The organism is Rhodospirillaceae bacterium, assembly GCA_016712715.1.
In the GTDB taxonomy this organism is placed as follows: Bacteria; Pseudomonadota; Alphaproteobacteria; order Dongiales; family Dongiaceae; genus Dongia.
This window is the reverse complement of sequence record JADJQM010000001.1, coordinates 2135784-2151063: the sequence shown is the minus strand read 5'-3', so window position 1 is coordinate 2151063 and position 15280 is coordinate 2135784. Positions and strand designations below refer to the sequence as shown.

Here is a 15280-nt window from a genome sequence, read left to right as displayed (position 1 = left end):
AGCGGATAGTCTTTTCCGGTCGGCGCGGCCATAAGGACGCATGTCGATCACGCCCGCAAACACTGCCCCACGCATGGCCCTGCAGGACTGGACCCTGCTCATCGGTCTCTCGCTCCTCTGGGGTGGGTCGTTCTTCTTTGCCAAGATTGCGGTGGCCGAGGTGCCACCGTTGACCGTGGCGCTGATCCGCGTGGCGCTGGCGGCTACGGCGCTGCATCTGGTGCGGATCGCGCTCCGTGTCCCGGCGCCGCGCGACATGGCCTTCTGGCGCGATGCGGCGATCATGGGATTGCTCAACAACGCCATTCCCTTCAGCCTCATTTTCTGGGGGCAGCAGGCGATCGGCGCCGGTCTTGCCTCGATCCTCAATGCGACGACGCCGCTCTTCACCGTGCTGGTGGCGCATGTGTTCACGGCGGATGAGCGCGCGGGACCGGCGAAAATTCTGGGTGTGCTGGCCGGCATGGCCGGTGTCGCCGTGATGATCGGCAGCGACGTGGCGGCTGGTTTCGGCGGCCATCTCTGGGCCGAGCTCGCCATCCTGGCGGCGGCCCTGTCCTATGGCTTTGCCGGCGTGTTCGGGCGGCGCTTTCGCGACCGGCCACCCTTGGTGGTGGCGAGCGGGCAGTTGACGGCGAGTAGCTGCCTGTTGCTGCTGCCGGTGTTGCTGCTCGATCAGCCTTGGACGCTGGCGTTGCCGAGCCTTCGCACGATGGGCGCCATCATCGCGCTGGCATTGCTGTCCACAGCGCTTGCTTACGTGATTTTCTTCCGCATCCTGCGCCGCGCCGGATCCACCAACCTGTCACTGGTGACCCTGCTCATCCCGGTGAGCGCGCTGCTGCTCGGCGTGCTGTTCCTCGGCGAGGTGATCGAACCCCATCACCTCATCGGTATGGGGTTGATCGGCTCAGGCCTCGTTATTCTCGACGGGCGTCTCTGGCGTGTCGGCCGCGCTGCCCTCGGGTTTTGAAGCCGGCTTCATGCGCTCCATGACCGCGACGAAGAATCCATCGGTGCCATTGCGCAGCGGCGTCAGCGACAGGGTCGGGCCGGTCGCAGGACAATCGGTGCCGATGACATCTTTCCAGACATCCGCGATCGGGATCTGCACGAAATCGGGATGCTTGGTGAGGAAGTCGGTGACCTGGGCATCGTTTTCTTCGGCGAGCAGCGAGCAGGTCGCATAGACAAGGCGACCACCCGGCTTCACGAGGCGCTGTGCCGAATCCAGGATGCTGGCCTGCAGTTTGACAAGCCGCGCGAGGTCTTCCGGGACCAGCCGCCATTTGGCGTCCGGATTGCGCCGCCAGGTGCCGGTGCCGGAGCAGGGAGCGTCAACCAGCACGCGGTCGAAGCTGCCGGCATGGCGCTTGACCCAGGGATCGCGCTCGCTCTCCAACCCCTTGCGCTCCACATTGAAGGCGCCGGCGCGCTTCAGACGATCCCCGGCGCGCTCGACGCGGCCCTTCAGCGTATCGCAGGCAAATATCTTGCCCTTGTTCTTCATGGCAGCCGCGATGGCGAGCGTCTTGCCGCCGGCACCTGCGCAGAAATCGACCACGCGCTGGCCGGGCCGCGCATCGACCAGCAATGCCGCCAGCTGCGAGCCTTCGTCCTGCACCTCAATGAGCCCGTCCTGGAAGCATTTCAGGGACCCGAGCGGATGACGGCCTTCGACGCGAAGGCCCAGCGGCGAAAGGGCCGTGGGCGTCGCCGGGATATCGGCTTCGGCCAGGGCGGCGATGGCTTCTTCGCGGGTAGCCTTCAGGGTGTTGGTCCGTAGATCGGTCGCGGCTTCATCGACCTGGGCCGCCATCTCCTGTTCAAAAGCCGGGCCGAACCGCTCGATGAGACTGGGCTCGATCCATTCCGGATATTCGAAGCGCACCCATTTCGGCTGCATGCCGTGCTTGAAATCGGCATCTTCGAGAAAGCCCGCAAAATTGCGTTCGGTGCGGTTGAAGGGCTTGGGGCGGTACTCGCCGCCATCAAAGCTGCCGGCGATCTTGTCGGCGGTCCAGCCGTCGATCAGCGCCAGTTTGGCGATGATGCGGGCGCGTTCCAGTTCCGGCAGGGGCTGCTCGGAATCAAAACGGCCGATCCACCAATCGAGCTTCGCCTTCTGGCGCAGCACCGCATAGGCGTGATCCAGCACCGTGCGCCGGTCGGAGCCGCCGATATAGCGCCGGTTGCGGAAGAAGGCCGCCGCGGTGCGGTCGGCAGGTGCGCTGCCGCCATGGATGGCGGCCAGCAATTCGATGGCCGCTTGGATGCGGGCGCCGGGAGTCATGATACGTGTTCCATAGTTAAAGTCGTTTTCAGCGGCCGCCTGATCGGTCCCTCGCCCCACGCCAGCTGACGAATGTCGGCCTTCGCCGACAGCGGGGAGAGGGCTGGGGTGAGGGGTGCTACACCGAGTCTAGCAGATCTACCCCTCACCCTGCCCTCTCCCCGCAAGCGGGGCGAGGGTTCGTCAGAGTGAGCGGTCAGAGAGGCCTACATATTCTGGCGATAGTTCGGGGCTTCGCGGGTGATCTGCACATCATGCACATGGCTCTCCTGGAGCCCGGCATTGGTGATCCGTACGAAGCGGCATTTGGTCTGCATGTCGGCGATGGTGCCGTTGCCGGTATAGCCCATCGCGGCCTTCAACCCACCGACCAGCTGGTGGATGACGGTGCCAGCGGGGCCTTTATAGGCGACGCGGCCTTCGATGCCCTCGGGCACCAGCTTCAGATTGTCCGAGACCTCTTCCTGGAAGTAGCGGTCGGCGGAGCCGCGCGCCATGGCGCCCAGCGAGCCCATGCCGCGATAGGATTTGTAGGAACGGCCGTTGAGGAGGAACACTTCACCAGGCGCCTCATCGGTACCGGCCAGGAGCGAGCCCACCATGCAGCAATCGGCTCCGGCGGCGATGGCTTTGGCGACGTCGCCCGAATACTTGATGCCGCCATCGGCGATCACGGGAATGCCGGATTTATGCGCACGCTCGGCGGCGTCGGTAATGGCGGTGAGCTGGGGCACGCCGACGCCGGCGACGATGCGGGTGGTGCAGATCGAACCCGGCCCGATGCCGATCTTGATCGCGTCGGCCCCAGCGTCGATCAGTGCCTGGGCACCCTCGGCGGTGGCGACATTGCCGGCGATGACCTGGGCCATGTTGGACAGGCGCTTCACCGCGGTGACGGCGGAGAGCACGCCGGCGGAATGGCCATGGGCGGTATCGACCACGACGACATCGACACCCGCATCAAGCAGGGCTTCGGCACGGCGCAGGCCATCTTCGCCGACGCCGGTCGCAGCCGCCACGCGCAGGCGGCCGTTCTCATCCTTGCTGGCATGGGGATAGGCCTGGGCCTTCTCCATGTCCTTCACGGTGATGAGGCCGATGCAGCGATAGAACTCATCGACCACCAGCAGCTTCTCGATGCGGTACTGGTGCAGCAATTTTCGCGCTTCGTCACGGTTGACGCCAGGCTTCACCGTGATCAGGCGTTCCTTGGTCATCAGATTGGCGACCGGCTCGTCCATCTTGGAAGCAAAGCGCACATCGCGGTTGGTCAGGATGCCGACCAGCTTGCCGCCGAGTTTGCCGCCTTCGCCGCGTTCGACCACCGGGATGCCCGAGATCGAATGGGTGGCCATCAGATTGAGCGCGTCGGCCAACGTCTGGTCGGGATGGATGGTGAGCGGGTTTACCACCATGCCGGATTCGAAGCGCTTCACGCGGCGCACTTCCTCGGCCTGACGGCTGATATCGAGATTCTTGTGGATGACGCCCATGGCGCCGTTCTGCGCCATGCAGATCGCCATCTTGGCTTCCGTCACCGTGTCCATGGCGGAAGAAAGCAGGGGAATGTGAAGGTTGATGCGGCTGGTGAGCCGTGTGCCGGTGTTCGCCTGCGCCGGCAACACAAGTGAGTGCGCGGGTTCGAGGAGAACGTCGTCGAAGGTAAAAGCGTCGCGGATCTGCATTGCACCAACCATGTTTGGCCGCGGGCGGCCCGTTCCGGATATGAAAAACCGCCCCTTTGTGGAGGCGGTCTTGGTTGGCGCCTCATCATACAGATTGGGGCCGATCTCACAAGCCTTCAGGGTCTGCGTCAGACGCTTACCCGGAATGCGCCAAGGAGTGCCGGCATCTAGGCGGGCTGTCGGAGACGTGCTGCCAGGAAATCGAAAATGGCATCCGGATCAGGGGCTTGCAAAAGCCGATGCGGTGTCGCGTCCGACGCTGCTTGCCAGTTAAGGGCGCCAAGCCGCGGCGAATCGCCCGTCTCCACCTGGAACCGGGCATGGCTAGCCCGGAACAGATCCGGACACAGCAGATACACGATGACCAGCGGGTCGAACAGCGCATCGGCTTTCGATTCGTGTACATAGGCGCGCAGCAGGTTGGCGACATGACCGGCGACCTTGCTGCCGGCAGCCTCGATCCGGGCGATGCGCGCGGGTGTCGCACTGACCGGCCGGGCCGTCTCGATGGTCACCAAGGTGATCGGAACACCGCTGGCGCAGACGATGTCGGCCGCCTCCGGATCGAGCCAGAAATTGTACTCGGCATGGGGTGTCGCGTTGCCGCCCTCGGGCCGGGTGGCGCCGCCCATGATGATCATCTCCTTGATGCCCCGTTTGGCGGCCGGATGTTCCTGCAGCAATCGGGCGATGTTGGTGAGCGGACCCAGGGGGGCGAGGGTGATGCTGTGGGGCGCTGCCTTTGCGAGGACACCGGCCATCCAGCCCACTGCATCATCGCCGTCAACGCCGCGGGAGGATGCTGCAAGGCCAATGCCGCCCAGGCCATACACGCCATGCACACCCCAGCCCTTGCGGGCATAGCTGCGCGCCAGCGGCTGAGAGGCGCCAACATGCACGGGCACATCGTTGCGCCCGAAGACATCGAGGATGCGGATTGCATTCTCGGCGCAAGCCCCGACCGGACCATTGCCCAGCACGGCCGTGAGCCCGATGATTTTGATCTCCGGCGAAGCGAGCGCCAGCCAGATCGCGATGGCATCGTCGACGCCGGGATCCGTGTCGATGAGGAGGGGAATGGTCATGGAGGGGGGCTTTGGTCTTTGGTGAAAACAGCTTAGCTCAAGGCACGGTGTTACTTGCGAAATCCCTGCGCCACAACGTAGATTTCGGCGGAATCCTTGCGGCTGGCATCCGGCTTCACATGGCGCACGCTGGCGAAATGCTTCTTCAGCGGCACCAGCAGCTCGTTAGTCGCCCCACCCTGCAGCACCTTGGCAATGAATGTACCGCCCGGCGCCAGCACCTCGCAGGCAAAGGCCAGGGCAGTCTCTGCCAGATCGATGATTTTGAGGTGGTCGGTCTGCGCATGGCCGGTCGAAGAGGCTGCCATGTCGGAGAGCACGACATCGGCCTCGCCGGAAAGCAGTTCCTTCAACTTGTCCGGTGCCGAGGCATCCATGAAATCGAGCTGGATGATGGTGGCACCCGGAATGGGCTCGACGAACTGCAGATCGATGCCGATCACCTTGCCGCGGCCGTCAGCAGAATGAACGCGGTCGACAGCGACCTGGGTCCAGCCGCCGGGTGCGGCACCCAGATCGACAATGCGGCCGCCGATCTTGAAGAAATGGTACTTCTCGTCGAGTTGCAGGATCTTGAAGGCGGCGCGCGAGCGATAGCCGCGCTTCTTCGCCTCTGCGACGTAAGGGTCGTTCAATTGCCGGTCGAGCCACAGGGTCGACGACAAGGTGCGCTTATGGGCCGTCTTCACGCGGGTCTTGAGGCCGCGGCCGGTGATCGAGCCTTCATCGCGTGTGCCGGATCGCTGGCCGCCACCGCGCTGGCCCCCGGCCCCCTTGTTGTTACGCATCAGAAATGCCACGCATGTCGAAACTCCAATTCATCAAAAATCGCCGGCCGCGATGAGATCCGCGGTCGGATGCGGCACCGGGTCGTCGCGCGTGCGCGACAGAGCCGGCTTGTTCGGTTCAATCATCTCGGCATCATCGCCATAGACGTTGTCAGGCGCCGTGCCGGTCATCAGGCTCATCAGGATGCCTTCGCGCACGCCACGATCGGCGACACGCAAGGTGCCGACCGGCCAGATCCTGCAGATGGCCGACAGGATAGCGCAGCCTGAAAGCACCAAATCCGCACGTTCCACGCCAATGCAGGGCAAGGTTGCACGGCCGCGGCAATCGCGGCGCGCCAGGTCGCTGCTGATCCGCTCGACATCTCCAAAGCGCAGGAACGACCCGTCAACAAGACTGCGCTCATAGCGCGCAAGGCCCAATTGGATTCCAGCCAGCGTCGTCACGGTGCCGGACGTGCCCAGCATCTGTACACCGCCTTCGCTGATCAACCTTCCGGCGCCGATGGCGCGGCGGAAGGGATCGAGCTCGGCTGCGACCTTGTCGACCATGCGGCGGTAAAAGGCCATCGGATTGTCGCCCTCGGCCGCCTCGGCGCCGAATTCTTCGGTCAGGCTCACCACGCCGAAGGGCATCGAATGCCAGGCCACCATATGCGGCGGCCGGCCGGGCTTTAGGCGCAGCCAGCCAAGTTCCGTGGAGCCGCCACCGATATCGAACACGATCGCCTGCGCCACATTGCGATCAAGGAGCGGTGTGCAGCCCTTGAAGGCCAAATCCGCTTCCTCGCCGGAGGTGATGATGTCGAGCGCGATGCCGGCTTCTTCACGGACGCGGTCGACGAAGCCGCTGCAATTCTCCGCCCGCCGGCATGCCTCGGTCGCGACAGCGCGCGCAAGGCTCACGCCACGGCGCTCCATTTTGGCAGCGCAGATCTTTAGCGCCTCGACGGTGCGGTCCATCGCTTCCGGCGACAACCGACCGCTCTGCGAGACGCCTTCGCCCAGGCGGACGATGCGCGAAAACGCGTCGATCACCTGATAGCCGCCGGCACCCTGCCGGGCAATCAGCAGCCGGCAGTTATTGGTGCCCAAATCCAGGGCGGCCATGATCTGGCCGGGTTTAGCCGCACGCGTACGCCATAGCGCAGGTGCCGGCGACCCGGATAATGCACCGTTCACGCGCAATGCTCCTCTGCCCCGATAGGTCAACCCATTGAAAAGGCGCAACAAAGAAAGGTCGCAGCCGATGGGAAGGCCGTTGCCGGGTATCTTCGTCACATATCCTACATGGATCGCGTCCCAAGATAAAGTTTACCCCCGGCGCCAATGCCCAGCAGGTGGCGACTGGCGTCTGGCTTGGACGCGGATACAACGCTTGAACTTGCCGGCGGCGGGCATTATGTTCCGCCCGCTTTCACGGCCCGCGCCCGACACTCTCGGAGCGGCGGCCCGTTGGGGGATCGTCTAACGGTAGGACAGCGGACTCTGACTCCGCCAGTCTAGGTTCGAATCCTAGTCCCCCAGCCACTTGATTTCATTGGATAATTCAGAACTTTTCACTTAGACCCGGTTGGGCCGTTTTGCAGCCCGTTTTGCAAATTTGTTCCGGCCTTGTGCCCCTCCAGCTTCGCCATCGCGCTTTCCGCGAGCGCCGGATCTCGGTTGAGATAGTGCTCGTCGAGGATGGCGCGCACCGATTTCAAGCTGAGGCCTGTGATGGTGGCGATCTCGATTTCGGTGGCCCCGGCGATCCCCAGGCGGGTGACGGCCGTGCCGCGCAGATCATGGAAGGTAAGGCCCTCGATGCCGGCCTTCGTGCATGCCTTGCGCCAGCTCGATCGGAAGCCGTCTTCGGTCCACGGGCGCTTGTCCGTGCTGGTGAGCACAATCGGCCCGACCTTCGCTGCCTTGGCCGCGTCGAGGGCTACCTTCAAGGGCGCACCCACGGGGATGACGACCTTCCTGCCGCGCTTGCTCTGCCGCAGCCGGATATGCGTGCCGTCATAGGCGGACCACGGCAGGCGCAGGAGATCGCCCTGCCGCTGGCCGGTCCAGAGTGCCAGCAAAAACGGCAAATGGAGATGCGCCGGGGCGATCTTCAGGAACGCCTCTTCATCATCTGTCGACCAGACGAATTCCGCGCGGCTCCCGCTGTAGAGCCGGCCGCCCTTCTCGCAGGGATTGGCGTCGATCTTCTCGCGGTTGAGTGCCCAGGAGAGGATGCGGGCCAGCACCGTCCAGGCATAATCGGCTTGCCGGTGCGATGACTTCGCGAGCTTGTCGCGCCAGCCGAGGAACATGCCGCGCGTGCCCTTCTCAGCCAGAGCCGCCAGCGGCAGATCCCCATATTCCTTTTCAATGAGTTTGATCTTGCCGATGTAGTCGTCGCGGGTGCGCGCGGCCAGCTTCAGGAAATCCTGGCTCTGCTGATACTCGTCGATGATGACCTGCATCGTGCCAGCGGCTGGCGCCACACGCTGGGCGAAGGCGGTATTGTAAGCTGCCATGAATTGAGGCGAACCGGGTTCGCCTTGGAGCTTCGGCCCGCCGCGCCAGGCGTACCAATAGGTCCGCACTGACCCGTCCGCTAGCCGAGCTGTTGCCTTAGCTATTCCCTTGAGCCTTACTCGCACGACGTGCCTGCCATTCTTCCAGCGCACTTTTCGGCGCCGGCTCTGCCTTCCCGATGATGACGATAATCTTGCCGGTCATGGTGTCAATCTCGATGCTCGACACGTCGGCGCCCGTGGCCTTCACGGCCTCGATCGCGCGCTTCACATCGGTTTTCCGGACGCGGCTGGCGGTTTTCACGACAATCGGCCACTATATGCAGGACAACCCTGGCGGGCAGTGGAGGCAGCATGCGATTCGGTGAGCGGAATAAAGAACGTGGCGCACCTGGACAAGTAGGGCCAGCAGCTGCGGAGCCCGCGCGCAGCTGGCGGCGCTGGTTCCAAGACAACATCATCGCTATTCTCGTGACAGTGGTGGCTGTGGCGAGCAATTCTTACATCATTACCGTCGAACGACGAGCTGACTGGCGACTGAGAGATCTCTACGAAGGTACGCAAATCGATTCTGCCGCACTGCTTTTGGATCGCGAACTTCGAAAATTTGAAGCAGCGATTGTCGAACTTCGCCTCGATCGCAAATTGGCAGAAGGCGGCGCTACGATTGTGGCCCCAACAGACTACGAACAGAAAATGCTGCAGCGGGTGGATACGACTGCGGAGCGACTGGGTGCCGTTGTCGACGACATGATTACCAAAATCTCGCCAAACCCCAGCAGGTTGCGTGGCAAGATGCTCGAAGCCACGGATGTCGCGTCGATGGTGGTTGCGAACTGGCGAGCGGCGAAGTTCGCCATCGATATGAGTGAAAAGCGAAAAGGGAAGCCATCTGGCCCATTCGAAATGTTCAATGTAGACGATGAACTCATCTACCTTGATGTTCAGATAGAGCGTGCATTCTGTGCAATAGCCACAGTAAACGCTGGTTATCAGAGCGTCTTTCTCGAGATAAGTGATGAAACTCTCGACTCTTGGCCACCACGATACACAGCCGCCCAATGCGTTGATCTCGAAGCCAAATGGCTGACCACCTACAACGAACTCAAGAAGAGGCGAATATTCGGGTCTGATTCTGACTTTAGGCGGAACTGAGTTTAGATAATGCGTCACGCGGGATCTTTCTCTTTGGTGGGCGGCCCACCCAACACTAGAACGGGATGTCGTCGTCGAGCTCGCCGCGACCGCTTGCGCCGCTACCGCTGCCGCCATAGTCGCTTTCGGAGCCAGGGCCGGGGTCGCGCTCGACCCGATCGAGCATGGTGAGCTCGCCACGGAAGCGCTGCAGCACGACCTCGGTCACATAGCGCTCGTTGCCGGACTGATCGGTCCATTTGCGGGTCTGGAGCTGGCCCTCGATGTAGGCTTTCGATCCCTTCTTCAGCCACTTCTCAGCCACCTCGACGAGGCGCTCATTGAAGATGACGATGCGGTGCCATTCGGTCTTTTCCTTGCGGTCCCCGGTATTCTTGTCCTTCCAGCTTTCCGATGTAGCGAGGGAAAGGGTCGCGACCTTTGTGCCGTCCTGCGTCGAGCGGATCTCGGGGTCGCGGCCGAGATTGCCGACGAGGATGACCTTGTTAACGCTGCCGGCCATATCTATGCCTCCTTTTGTTGAGCCAGCCGTAAGGCATGGCGGGCGCTGGCATCCGAGATCGTTTCCCCTGACTGCAAGGGGATGACCGAACGCTGCAGCGATTTGATGGTGTCGTAGACGGCTTGGTTCTCGTGGTAAATCCCTGCGATATCAGCTTCGTCCATCGAGAGAAGCGGATTGACGATATCGAGCAGAGCCTCGTGGGCCGCTTGCAACACGAGATAGGCGCCCGCGAGAGGCGAGGTGGTTTCGCCTGACGCAGGGGCGCTCGTCGGAACGGCGACGGTTGGGCCTTCCTCTGTCTCGATTTCAACGGCGGCGCGGGCCATCAAGCCGTAGATGCTCGCCGCCGGGGAATCCGCGTCGATGCCTTCGCGGCCGAGGCTCGCGGCGATCTCGGCAATGGAGTCACCGAACTGCAGAGCACGGCTGAAGACGACGAGTGCGTCGTCAATCTGTGCCTTTACCTGATTGCGAATTTTTGGGCTGTTGGCGAAGATCTCGCGAACCTCGCCTCTATCGTTGAAGCCAACGGTTAATTCAAAGACGTGAATCAGGTTGTCGTCTTTCCAGGTCAATGTCCTGGTGCGCGACTGTCGCCGGGCAGGCAACGGCTGACGCGTCATCAGCGGTACTCCATAAGGATGTTGATGGTAACGATCGCAGCGAGAATCAGGCAGGAAGCAACCAGCCAGCCCAGGCCGGTCAGGGGAATGCGTCGGTTGATGGCGCGGCGAATAGGGGAAATGGGCATCGATCCCTCCTCAGATCCGAAGGGGCATGACCACGCGCGTCAGGCCGGGGTCAGCGGGATAGGTCATCAGGTACGGTGATACTGAATCCGAATAGGAGAGCGTCGCGACGTCGCCATCGGCGGTCTCCAGGGCGGAGATGAAGTAGGCGCCGTTGACGCCAAGCTGCACGGGTTGAGCTGGTCCCTGTATCTCGATTTCGTCCTTCGCGATCTCGGCGGCGCTGGGGCCGGTCGAGACGGTGAGGCTCCCGGCTTCCAGGCTCATGCGGATCGAGCGATCCTTGCGCTTCTCGTCGCGCCCGGTGAAGCCGACGATACGGGAAACGAGGCCGCGCGCTTCGGCCATCGGCAGATCCACCTTCTGCTCATAGCGAGACGGGATGACGCGGCGATAATCGGGAAAGCTGCCGTCGATCAGCTTTGTCGTGAAGGTGAGATCGGCCCAGGCGAAAGTAATGAGGCTGGCCGAGGCAGTGACTTCGATCGCGCCATCGGCTGGCAACAGGCGCTGGAGGTGCGCGACAGCCGTTCGGGGGAGGATGATGCCGGGGGCGATCTTCGACCAGCTATCGACCGTATCAGCATCGGTCTCCTGGATAAGGTGCGTCAGGCGATGCCCGTCCGTGGCGACGAAATGCAGCCGGGCCTTTTCCTTGTCGATATCGGCATGCATGTAGATGCCGTTGAGGTAATATCGGGTTTCCTCGGTCGAAATACAGGCAAAGCAGGCGTTGAAGGCGCGGATAATATCGTTGGCCGCGATGACAAAGAGACATTCGTTCTTTGCCGCCTTGAGGGCTGGAAAGTCCTCCACCGGCAGCGTCTCCAGGCGGTGGCGCGCCCGCCCAACCTTGACGTTGGCGACGTTTTCAGCAGCGGCGAAGGAGATCTGGCTACCCTCGGGGCTCACGGCCGCGATGCGGGCGAGGTCGGCGGCGCTGACGCAAGCGGCACCACTATCTTCCCCCGCTACGTCGACCGCGAGCGTCATGAAGATGTCCATATCGGTTGCCGAAATGGTCAATCGGCCGTTCTCGCTGGCGAGCTTGACGCACGACAGAATGGGGATCGTGGTCGAGGCTTTCACGACCTTCGCCAGGGCGGACATGGCGCCATGCAGGGCGGCGCGTTCAATGGTGAATTTCAGGCTCATTCGTTGTCTTCCTCTTCTTCATCGGCATCGCCGTCATAATCGCTGTCATAGAGATCGAGATCGCCGAGCTCGTCGGCGAAGTGCGCCCAATCCGTCACGCTGAGCCGCAAGCCGGCGACGTGGTCGCGGATGCGCAGGGCGAAGAGGTCGAAATACTCTTCGATCGCGCGTTCGGTGGCGCATTGGTCCTGGAGGCTGGCGATACCGCGCTCCAGATAGGGCTGGAATTCGGTGGCGATCGGAAACTCGGCAATCAGCGCGGCGAGCGGCCGCTCCAGATGGGGAGGGATGGCGGGCAGGCCCCAGCCAAGATGCGCATGGCCGCGCGCCTCACGGCGAACGCGAGCTGCGAAGACACCGTGCGGCAGATCCACATTGGCGTGGACGTCGGTATAGGCAGGTGCCTTGCCTCCTCGGGTTTGTTCCTCGAGCCGCTCTGCCGCTTTCTCCGGGTTGTTGCGGCCCCATATGTCGATGCTGCTCATATCAGCCTTTCTCCCCTCGGCGCTGCCGGAGACCCAGGCGAAGGTCTGAGGCCTTGGCACGAAGGCGACATGCCTCTTCAGCCAAGGGCTCGGCCGCTTCGCTATCGCCGGCAGCTCGGAGGCGCGCGATGTTGATGGTGAGGGCAGCGATGCGCGCGTCCAGCTTGCGCGCATCCTGCTCTTCGAAGGCAACCAGCTCGCCACGCGGTACGCGGCTGGGCCGGCGGACGGCGCGGCGGCAGGTCATGCCGCCTCCTCGGTTTCGTCGGCGTCATCGCTCTCGCCGTCTTCGTCGCCGGCAGAGTCCTCGTCCTCGTTGTCCTCGTCGTCTTCCGCGCTCTCGCGTTCCGGCTGCGGCTTGAACCAGTCGGGATGGTCGAGCCCGGCCGCGTCGACAATGGCAATCTCGGCCTCGGTGGCATGGTTGTAGGGCAGGATCAGAGCCCCTTCCGAATCCTGGTCGTACTCGCTGCGGAATGCCATTTCGGTAAATTCCGCCAACAGCTCGTTGGCGCTCAATGCAGAGATCCGGGACCATGCGCCATTCTCGAGATCCCGATCGCTGTAGATGCGCGCCAAGGCGAACCGCGCCTTCAGCAGCGGGTCCGTCGCGAGGAAGGCCTCCAGCTTCTCATTGAGCTCATCGGCCTCCTTTTCCCTTTTCGCGTTCTCGGCCTGCTGCTGCTCGCGCTCCAGGCGCCAGCGTTCCTTGCGCTCCTCCGGCGTCTCGTTGTCTTCCTCGGCGTTCTCCGCCTCCACCGCCTGGGCGTTCTCGATATAGGCGGCGAGCCGCTCCTGTGGCGATGAACCGGGCTCAAAGAGTTCCGCGCTCGGAACCAGCCCTTCCTGCACCTCGACGTTGCCGCGCCAATCCATCGCGATGACGACGATGCCTTCCTTCTTTTTCTTGGTGCGGGTCTCCTCGTAGTCGTCGGAGGCATACCAGCCACCGTCCTGAATCTCCACAAAGGCCCAGCCCTCGGCTTCCTTGTCGGCTTTGAGATCCTGCAGCTCCTCCTTCTGGAGCTTCATGAATGCCTTGGAATCGAGCAGCCACAGATTGCCTTCGTCGTCTTCACGCGTGGGCCCGTCATACTTCTTGAGGTCGAAGATGGCGCCGGTCGAAAGGACGGCGTTCCGTGTCAGGCGCTTGCGGATGTCCTCGGCTGTGTTGAGGTCGTAAGGATTGGTTTTGATGTCCTTCAGCAGCCCCTTCTGCTCCTTCTCGTCGGCCGCTGTCAGCGCGCGGGCCTGATCGATCTTGAGCTCGCCCTTCGCGAGAGCGTCCTTGACTGCTGGCGAGAGTTTCATCGCGAGCGCCAATCGCTGCTGGACGAAACGCTGTGACTTGTGGATGCGATCGGCGATCTGCTGCGTCGACCATTCAAATTGCTCGTGCAGGATGCGGAAGGCATCGGCCTCTTCGGGCGGGGCGAGATCATACGCTGCAGGTTCTCCAGCAGGGCCAGGGCGCGCCCTCGTTCTCGCCGGCCATGATGACGCGGCAGGAAACTGCACGATCGTCGGGCAGGCGCTTTCTGCGAGATCAGCTGGCGACGGCGCGGTACCGGCGCTCACCAGCGATCAAGCTCGTAAATCGGCGCGCCCTTGCGGTCGATGTTGGGGTAGGCGCTGGGGTGGCGACACGCACCACAAGATTCTGCATCACGCCGTTTTCGGCGATGCTTTCCGCCAGCTCATCAATGCCGGCCTCGTCGAAGGTCTTACGCGGGTTGATGGGCGACTGGACGATCGCACCGTGAGGGATGAGGCGGACGGCGGGATCGCCGTTCGCGGCGGCGGCGCTGGCGCTGCCGATCTCGCTCTCGTCCAGGCCGATCAGCTCGGCGATCGAGCGCTCCAGGATCGGCGCCAAGATGCGGGCATTGTCGACCGAGACGGTCTGCACGGTGCCGGCGGCGATCTGCTGCACCGTCGTCTTCGGGAGGTTGTGGGCCTCGGCAAAGGCCCGCTGGCTGAGGCCGGTTTTCTCGAGATGGGCGGTCAGAAGATCGGCGAGCGCGAGCTTCTTCTTCGTCTTCTTCGACATGAGAGTCTCCGTGATGTGGGGTGAGGTCAGTGCAGGAAGGTTGCGCCGTCGAGGCTGGTGACGCGCTGGAAGCCATCCACCCCTTCCACCACCGCCCGGTCAGCAAGGTTGCGGATCACGGTGTAGATCCGGCCGTTCAGGATGACGCGGGGCAGAGCGGGGGCCTCTGCGGTGGGCGCGTCTTTCGACTGCCGGCGCGAAGCGATGGGGAAGGGGAGGATGGCGGCAGTCATGGGTCAGGCCCCCATGTTGCGACCGTGGGTGCCGCGATCATGAGCGACAGGGCGAACGGCGTTCGCCTTCTGCTGCAGGAGGGCCGGCACATCGAGCGCGGCGGCGACGTCCTCGTCGCCAAGGTGCTGGCGCTCGTCATCGTTAGCGATGAGATCGGGGGCAAGAACCGCCGCATGCTCGATCGCCGCGGTGCCCATCATGTCGAGCTCGGCGCGGGTGAAGCCGATCGTTATGAGGTCGCGGTCGTAACAAACACCGAAGACGCGGCGGATGCCGACCATCGCCTGCGCCATCTGCTGGGCGCGGGGCAGCTTGTTGTCGAGGGTGGCGATGTCGGCGGGGGTGGGGCGGTGCGTGATGCGACCTGCGCCACCGGCGTAAATGCGGGCCATGATCGAACCTTTCTAAAAGGGCGGCGGTTTCACGAGGGGACGCAGAAACCGCCGCCAGGCTTAGGGGGTGTCCCGAAGCGAACGCCGTTCGCCTGTGACGCGCCGAGTATTCGCTAAAATTCGCGAACGCGTCAAGTCGTATTCGCGAAAAAAAGCGATAGCGGGTCCGCTGCGTTCCGCGCCACAGTTGCTTA

At 63.1% G+C, this 15280-nt stretch carries 18 protein-coding genes and 1 tRNA gene; 3 read left to right on the top strand and 16 right to left on the bottom strand.

Annotation, left to right across the window (positions count from 1 at the left end; translation table 11 throughout):
• Positions 1 to 73: 73 nt before the first annotated feature.
• Positions 74 to 973 carry a DMT family transporter gene (locus IPK59_10530; GenBank protein MBK8159171.1) on the top strand — a complete coding sequence of 300 codons (900 nt, stop codon included), beginning with the start codon at positions 74 to 76 and terminating at the stop codon, positions 971 to 973.
• Here IPK59_10530 and IPK59_10525 read toward each other — a convergent pair.
• The 5 genes from IPK59_10525 to IPK59_10505 form a co-directional block, all read right to left on the bottom strand.
• Positions 911 to 2293 (bottom strand): RsmB/NOP family class I SAM-dependent RNA methyltransferase, encoded by a 1383-nt coding sequence (locus IPK59_10525; protein ID MBK8159170.1) that lies wholly within the window; start codon positions 2291 to 2293, stop codon positions 911 to 913. The genes IPK59_10530 and IPK59_10525 overlap by 63 nt on opposite strands.
• Positions 2294 to 2499: 206 nt before the next feature.
• The gene (gene guaB / locus IPK59_10520; protein ID MBK8159169.1) at positions 2500 to 3978 is read right to left on the bottom strand and encodes an IMP dehydrogenase; all 1479 of its coding nucleotides are present in this window, start codon (positions 3976 to 3978) and stop codon (positions 2500 to 2502) included.
• 167 nt (positions 3979 to 4145) lie between these two features.
• Complete coding sequence (locus tag IPK59_10515; protein ID MBK8159168.1) at positions 4146 to 5063, bottom strand: nucleoside hydrolase; 918 nt, start codon at positions 5061 to 5063, stop codon at positions 4146 to 4148.
• A gap of 50 nt (positions 5064 to 5113) precedes the next feature.
• Positions 5114 to 5851 carry an RlmE family RNA methyltransferase gene (locus tag IPK59_10510; protein MBK8159167.1) on the bottom strand — a complete coding sequence of 246 codons (738 nt, stop codon included), beginning with the start codon at positions 5849 to 5851 and terminating at the stop codon, positions 5114 to 5116.
• Between the two features lie 33 nt (positions 5852 to 5884).
• Positions 5885 to 6961, bottom strand: coding sequence for a Ppx/GppA family phosphatase (locus IPK59_10505; protein MBK8159166.1), 1077 nt, complete (start codon positions 6959 to 6961; stop codon positions 5885 to 5887).
• Between the two features lie 346 nt (positions 6962 to 7307).
• Here IPK59_10505 and IPK59_10500 point away from each other — a divergent pair.
• A tRNA-Gln gene (locus IPK59_10500) sits at positions 7308 to 7381 on the top strand.
• Between the two features lie 29 nt (positions 7382 to 7410).
• Here the strand turns inward: IPK59_10500 and IPK59_10495 are convergent.
• Both IPK59_10495 and IPK59_10490 read right to left on the bottom strand, forming a co-directional pair.
• The gene (locus tag IPK59_10495; GenBank protein MBK8159165.1) at positions 7411 to 8487 is read right to left on the bottom strand and encodes a tyrosine-type recombinase/integrase; all 1077 of its coding nucleotides are present in this window, start codon (positions 8485 to 8487) and stop codon (positions 7411 to 7413) included.
• Positions 8459 to 8632, bottom strand: coding sequence for a hypothetical protein (locus IPK59_10490; GenBank protein MBK8159164.1), 174 nt, complete (start codon positions 8630 to 8632; stop codon positions 8459 to 8461). Before IPK59_10490 ends, IPK59_10495 begins: the two co-directional genes overlap by 29 nt.
• 83 nt (positions 8633 to 8715) lie before the next feature.
• On the opposite strand from IPK59_10490, the gene IPK59_10485 reads away from it, so the two are divergent.
• Positions 8716 to 9516, top strand: coding sequence for a hypothetical protein (locus IPK59_10485; GenBank protein ID MBK8159163.1), 801 nt, complete (start codon positions 8716 to 8718; stop codon positions 9514 to 9516).
• 55 nt (positions 9517 to 9571) lie between these two features.
• Here IPK59_10485 and ssb read toward each other — a convergent pair whose 3' ends face one another.
• The 9 genes from ssb to IPK59_10440 all read right to left on the bottom strand — a co-directional run bounded on the left by ssb (position 9572) and on the right by IPK59_10440 (position 15086).
• On the bottom strand, positions 9572 to 10018 hold the full coding sequence (gene ssb / locus IPK59_10480) for a single-stranded DNA-binding protein (protein MBK8159162.1): 447 nt from the start codon (positions 10016 to 10018) through the stop codon (positions 9572 to 9574).
• A 2-nt stretch (positions 10019 to 10020) separates the two neighbouring features.
• The gene (locus IPK59_10475) at positions 10021 to 10644 is read right to left on the bottom strand and encodes a hypothetical protein (GenBank protein ID MBK8159161.1); all 624 of its coding nucleotides are present in this window, start codon (positions 10642 to 10644) and stop codon (positions 10021 to 10023) included.
• 138 nt (positions 10645 to 10782) lie between these two features.
• Positions 10783 to 11925, bottom strand: a complete 1143-nt coding sequence (gene dnaN, locus IPK59_10470; protein MBK8159160.1) for a DNA polymerase III subunit beta — start codon at positions 11923 to 11925, stop codon at positions 10783 to 10785.
• Positions 11922 to 12410 (bottom strand): hypothetical protein, encoded by a 489-nt coding sequence (locus IPK59_10465; GenBank protein ID MBK8159159.1) that lies wholly within the window; start codon positions 12408 to 12410, stop codon positions 11922 to 11924. The genes dnaN and IPK59_10465 overlap by 4 nt, the downstream gene beginning before the upstream one ends.
• 1 nt (position 12411) lies before the next feature.
• Positions 12412 to 12657: a hypothetical protein gene (locus IPK59_10460; GenBank protein ID MBK8159158.1), complete on the bottom strand. Its 246-nt coding sequence runs from the start codon at positions 12655 to 12657 to the stop codon at positions 12412 to 12414.
• Positions 12654 to 13988, bottom strand: a complete 1335-nt coding sequence (locus IPK59_10455) for a hypothetical protein (protein ID MBK8159157.1) — start codon at positions 13986 to 13988, stop codon at positions 12654 to 12656. The genes IPK59_10460 and IPK59_10455 overlap by 4 nt, the downstream gene beginning before the upstream one ends.
• A complete protein-coding gene (locus IPK59_10450; protein MBK8159156.1) occupies positions 13957 to 14460 on the bottom strand; it encodes a ParB N-terminal domain-containing protein in 504 nt (167 codons plus the stop codon). Before IPK59_10450 ends, IPK59_10455 begins: the two co-directional genes overlap by 32 nt.
• Before the next feature lie 26 nt (positions 14461 to 14486).
• A complete protein-coding gene (locus tag IPK59_10445; protein ID MBK8159155.1) occupies positions 14487 to 14693 on the bottom strand; it encodes a hypothetical protein in 207 nt (68 codons plus the stop codon).
• A 3-nt stretch (positions 14694 to 14696) separates the two neighbouring features.
• Positions 14697 to 15086, bottom strand: a complete 390-nt coding sequence (locus IPK59_10440) for a hypothetical protein (protein MBK8159154.1) — start codon at positions 15084 to 15086, stop codon at positions 14697 to 14699.
• Between the last annotated feature and the right edge of the window lie 194 nt (positions 15087 to 15280).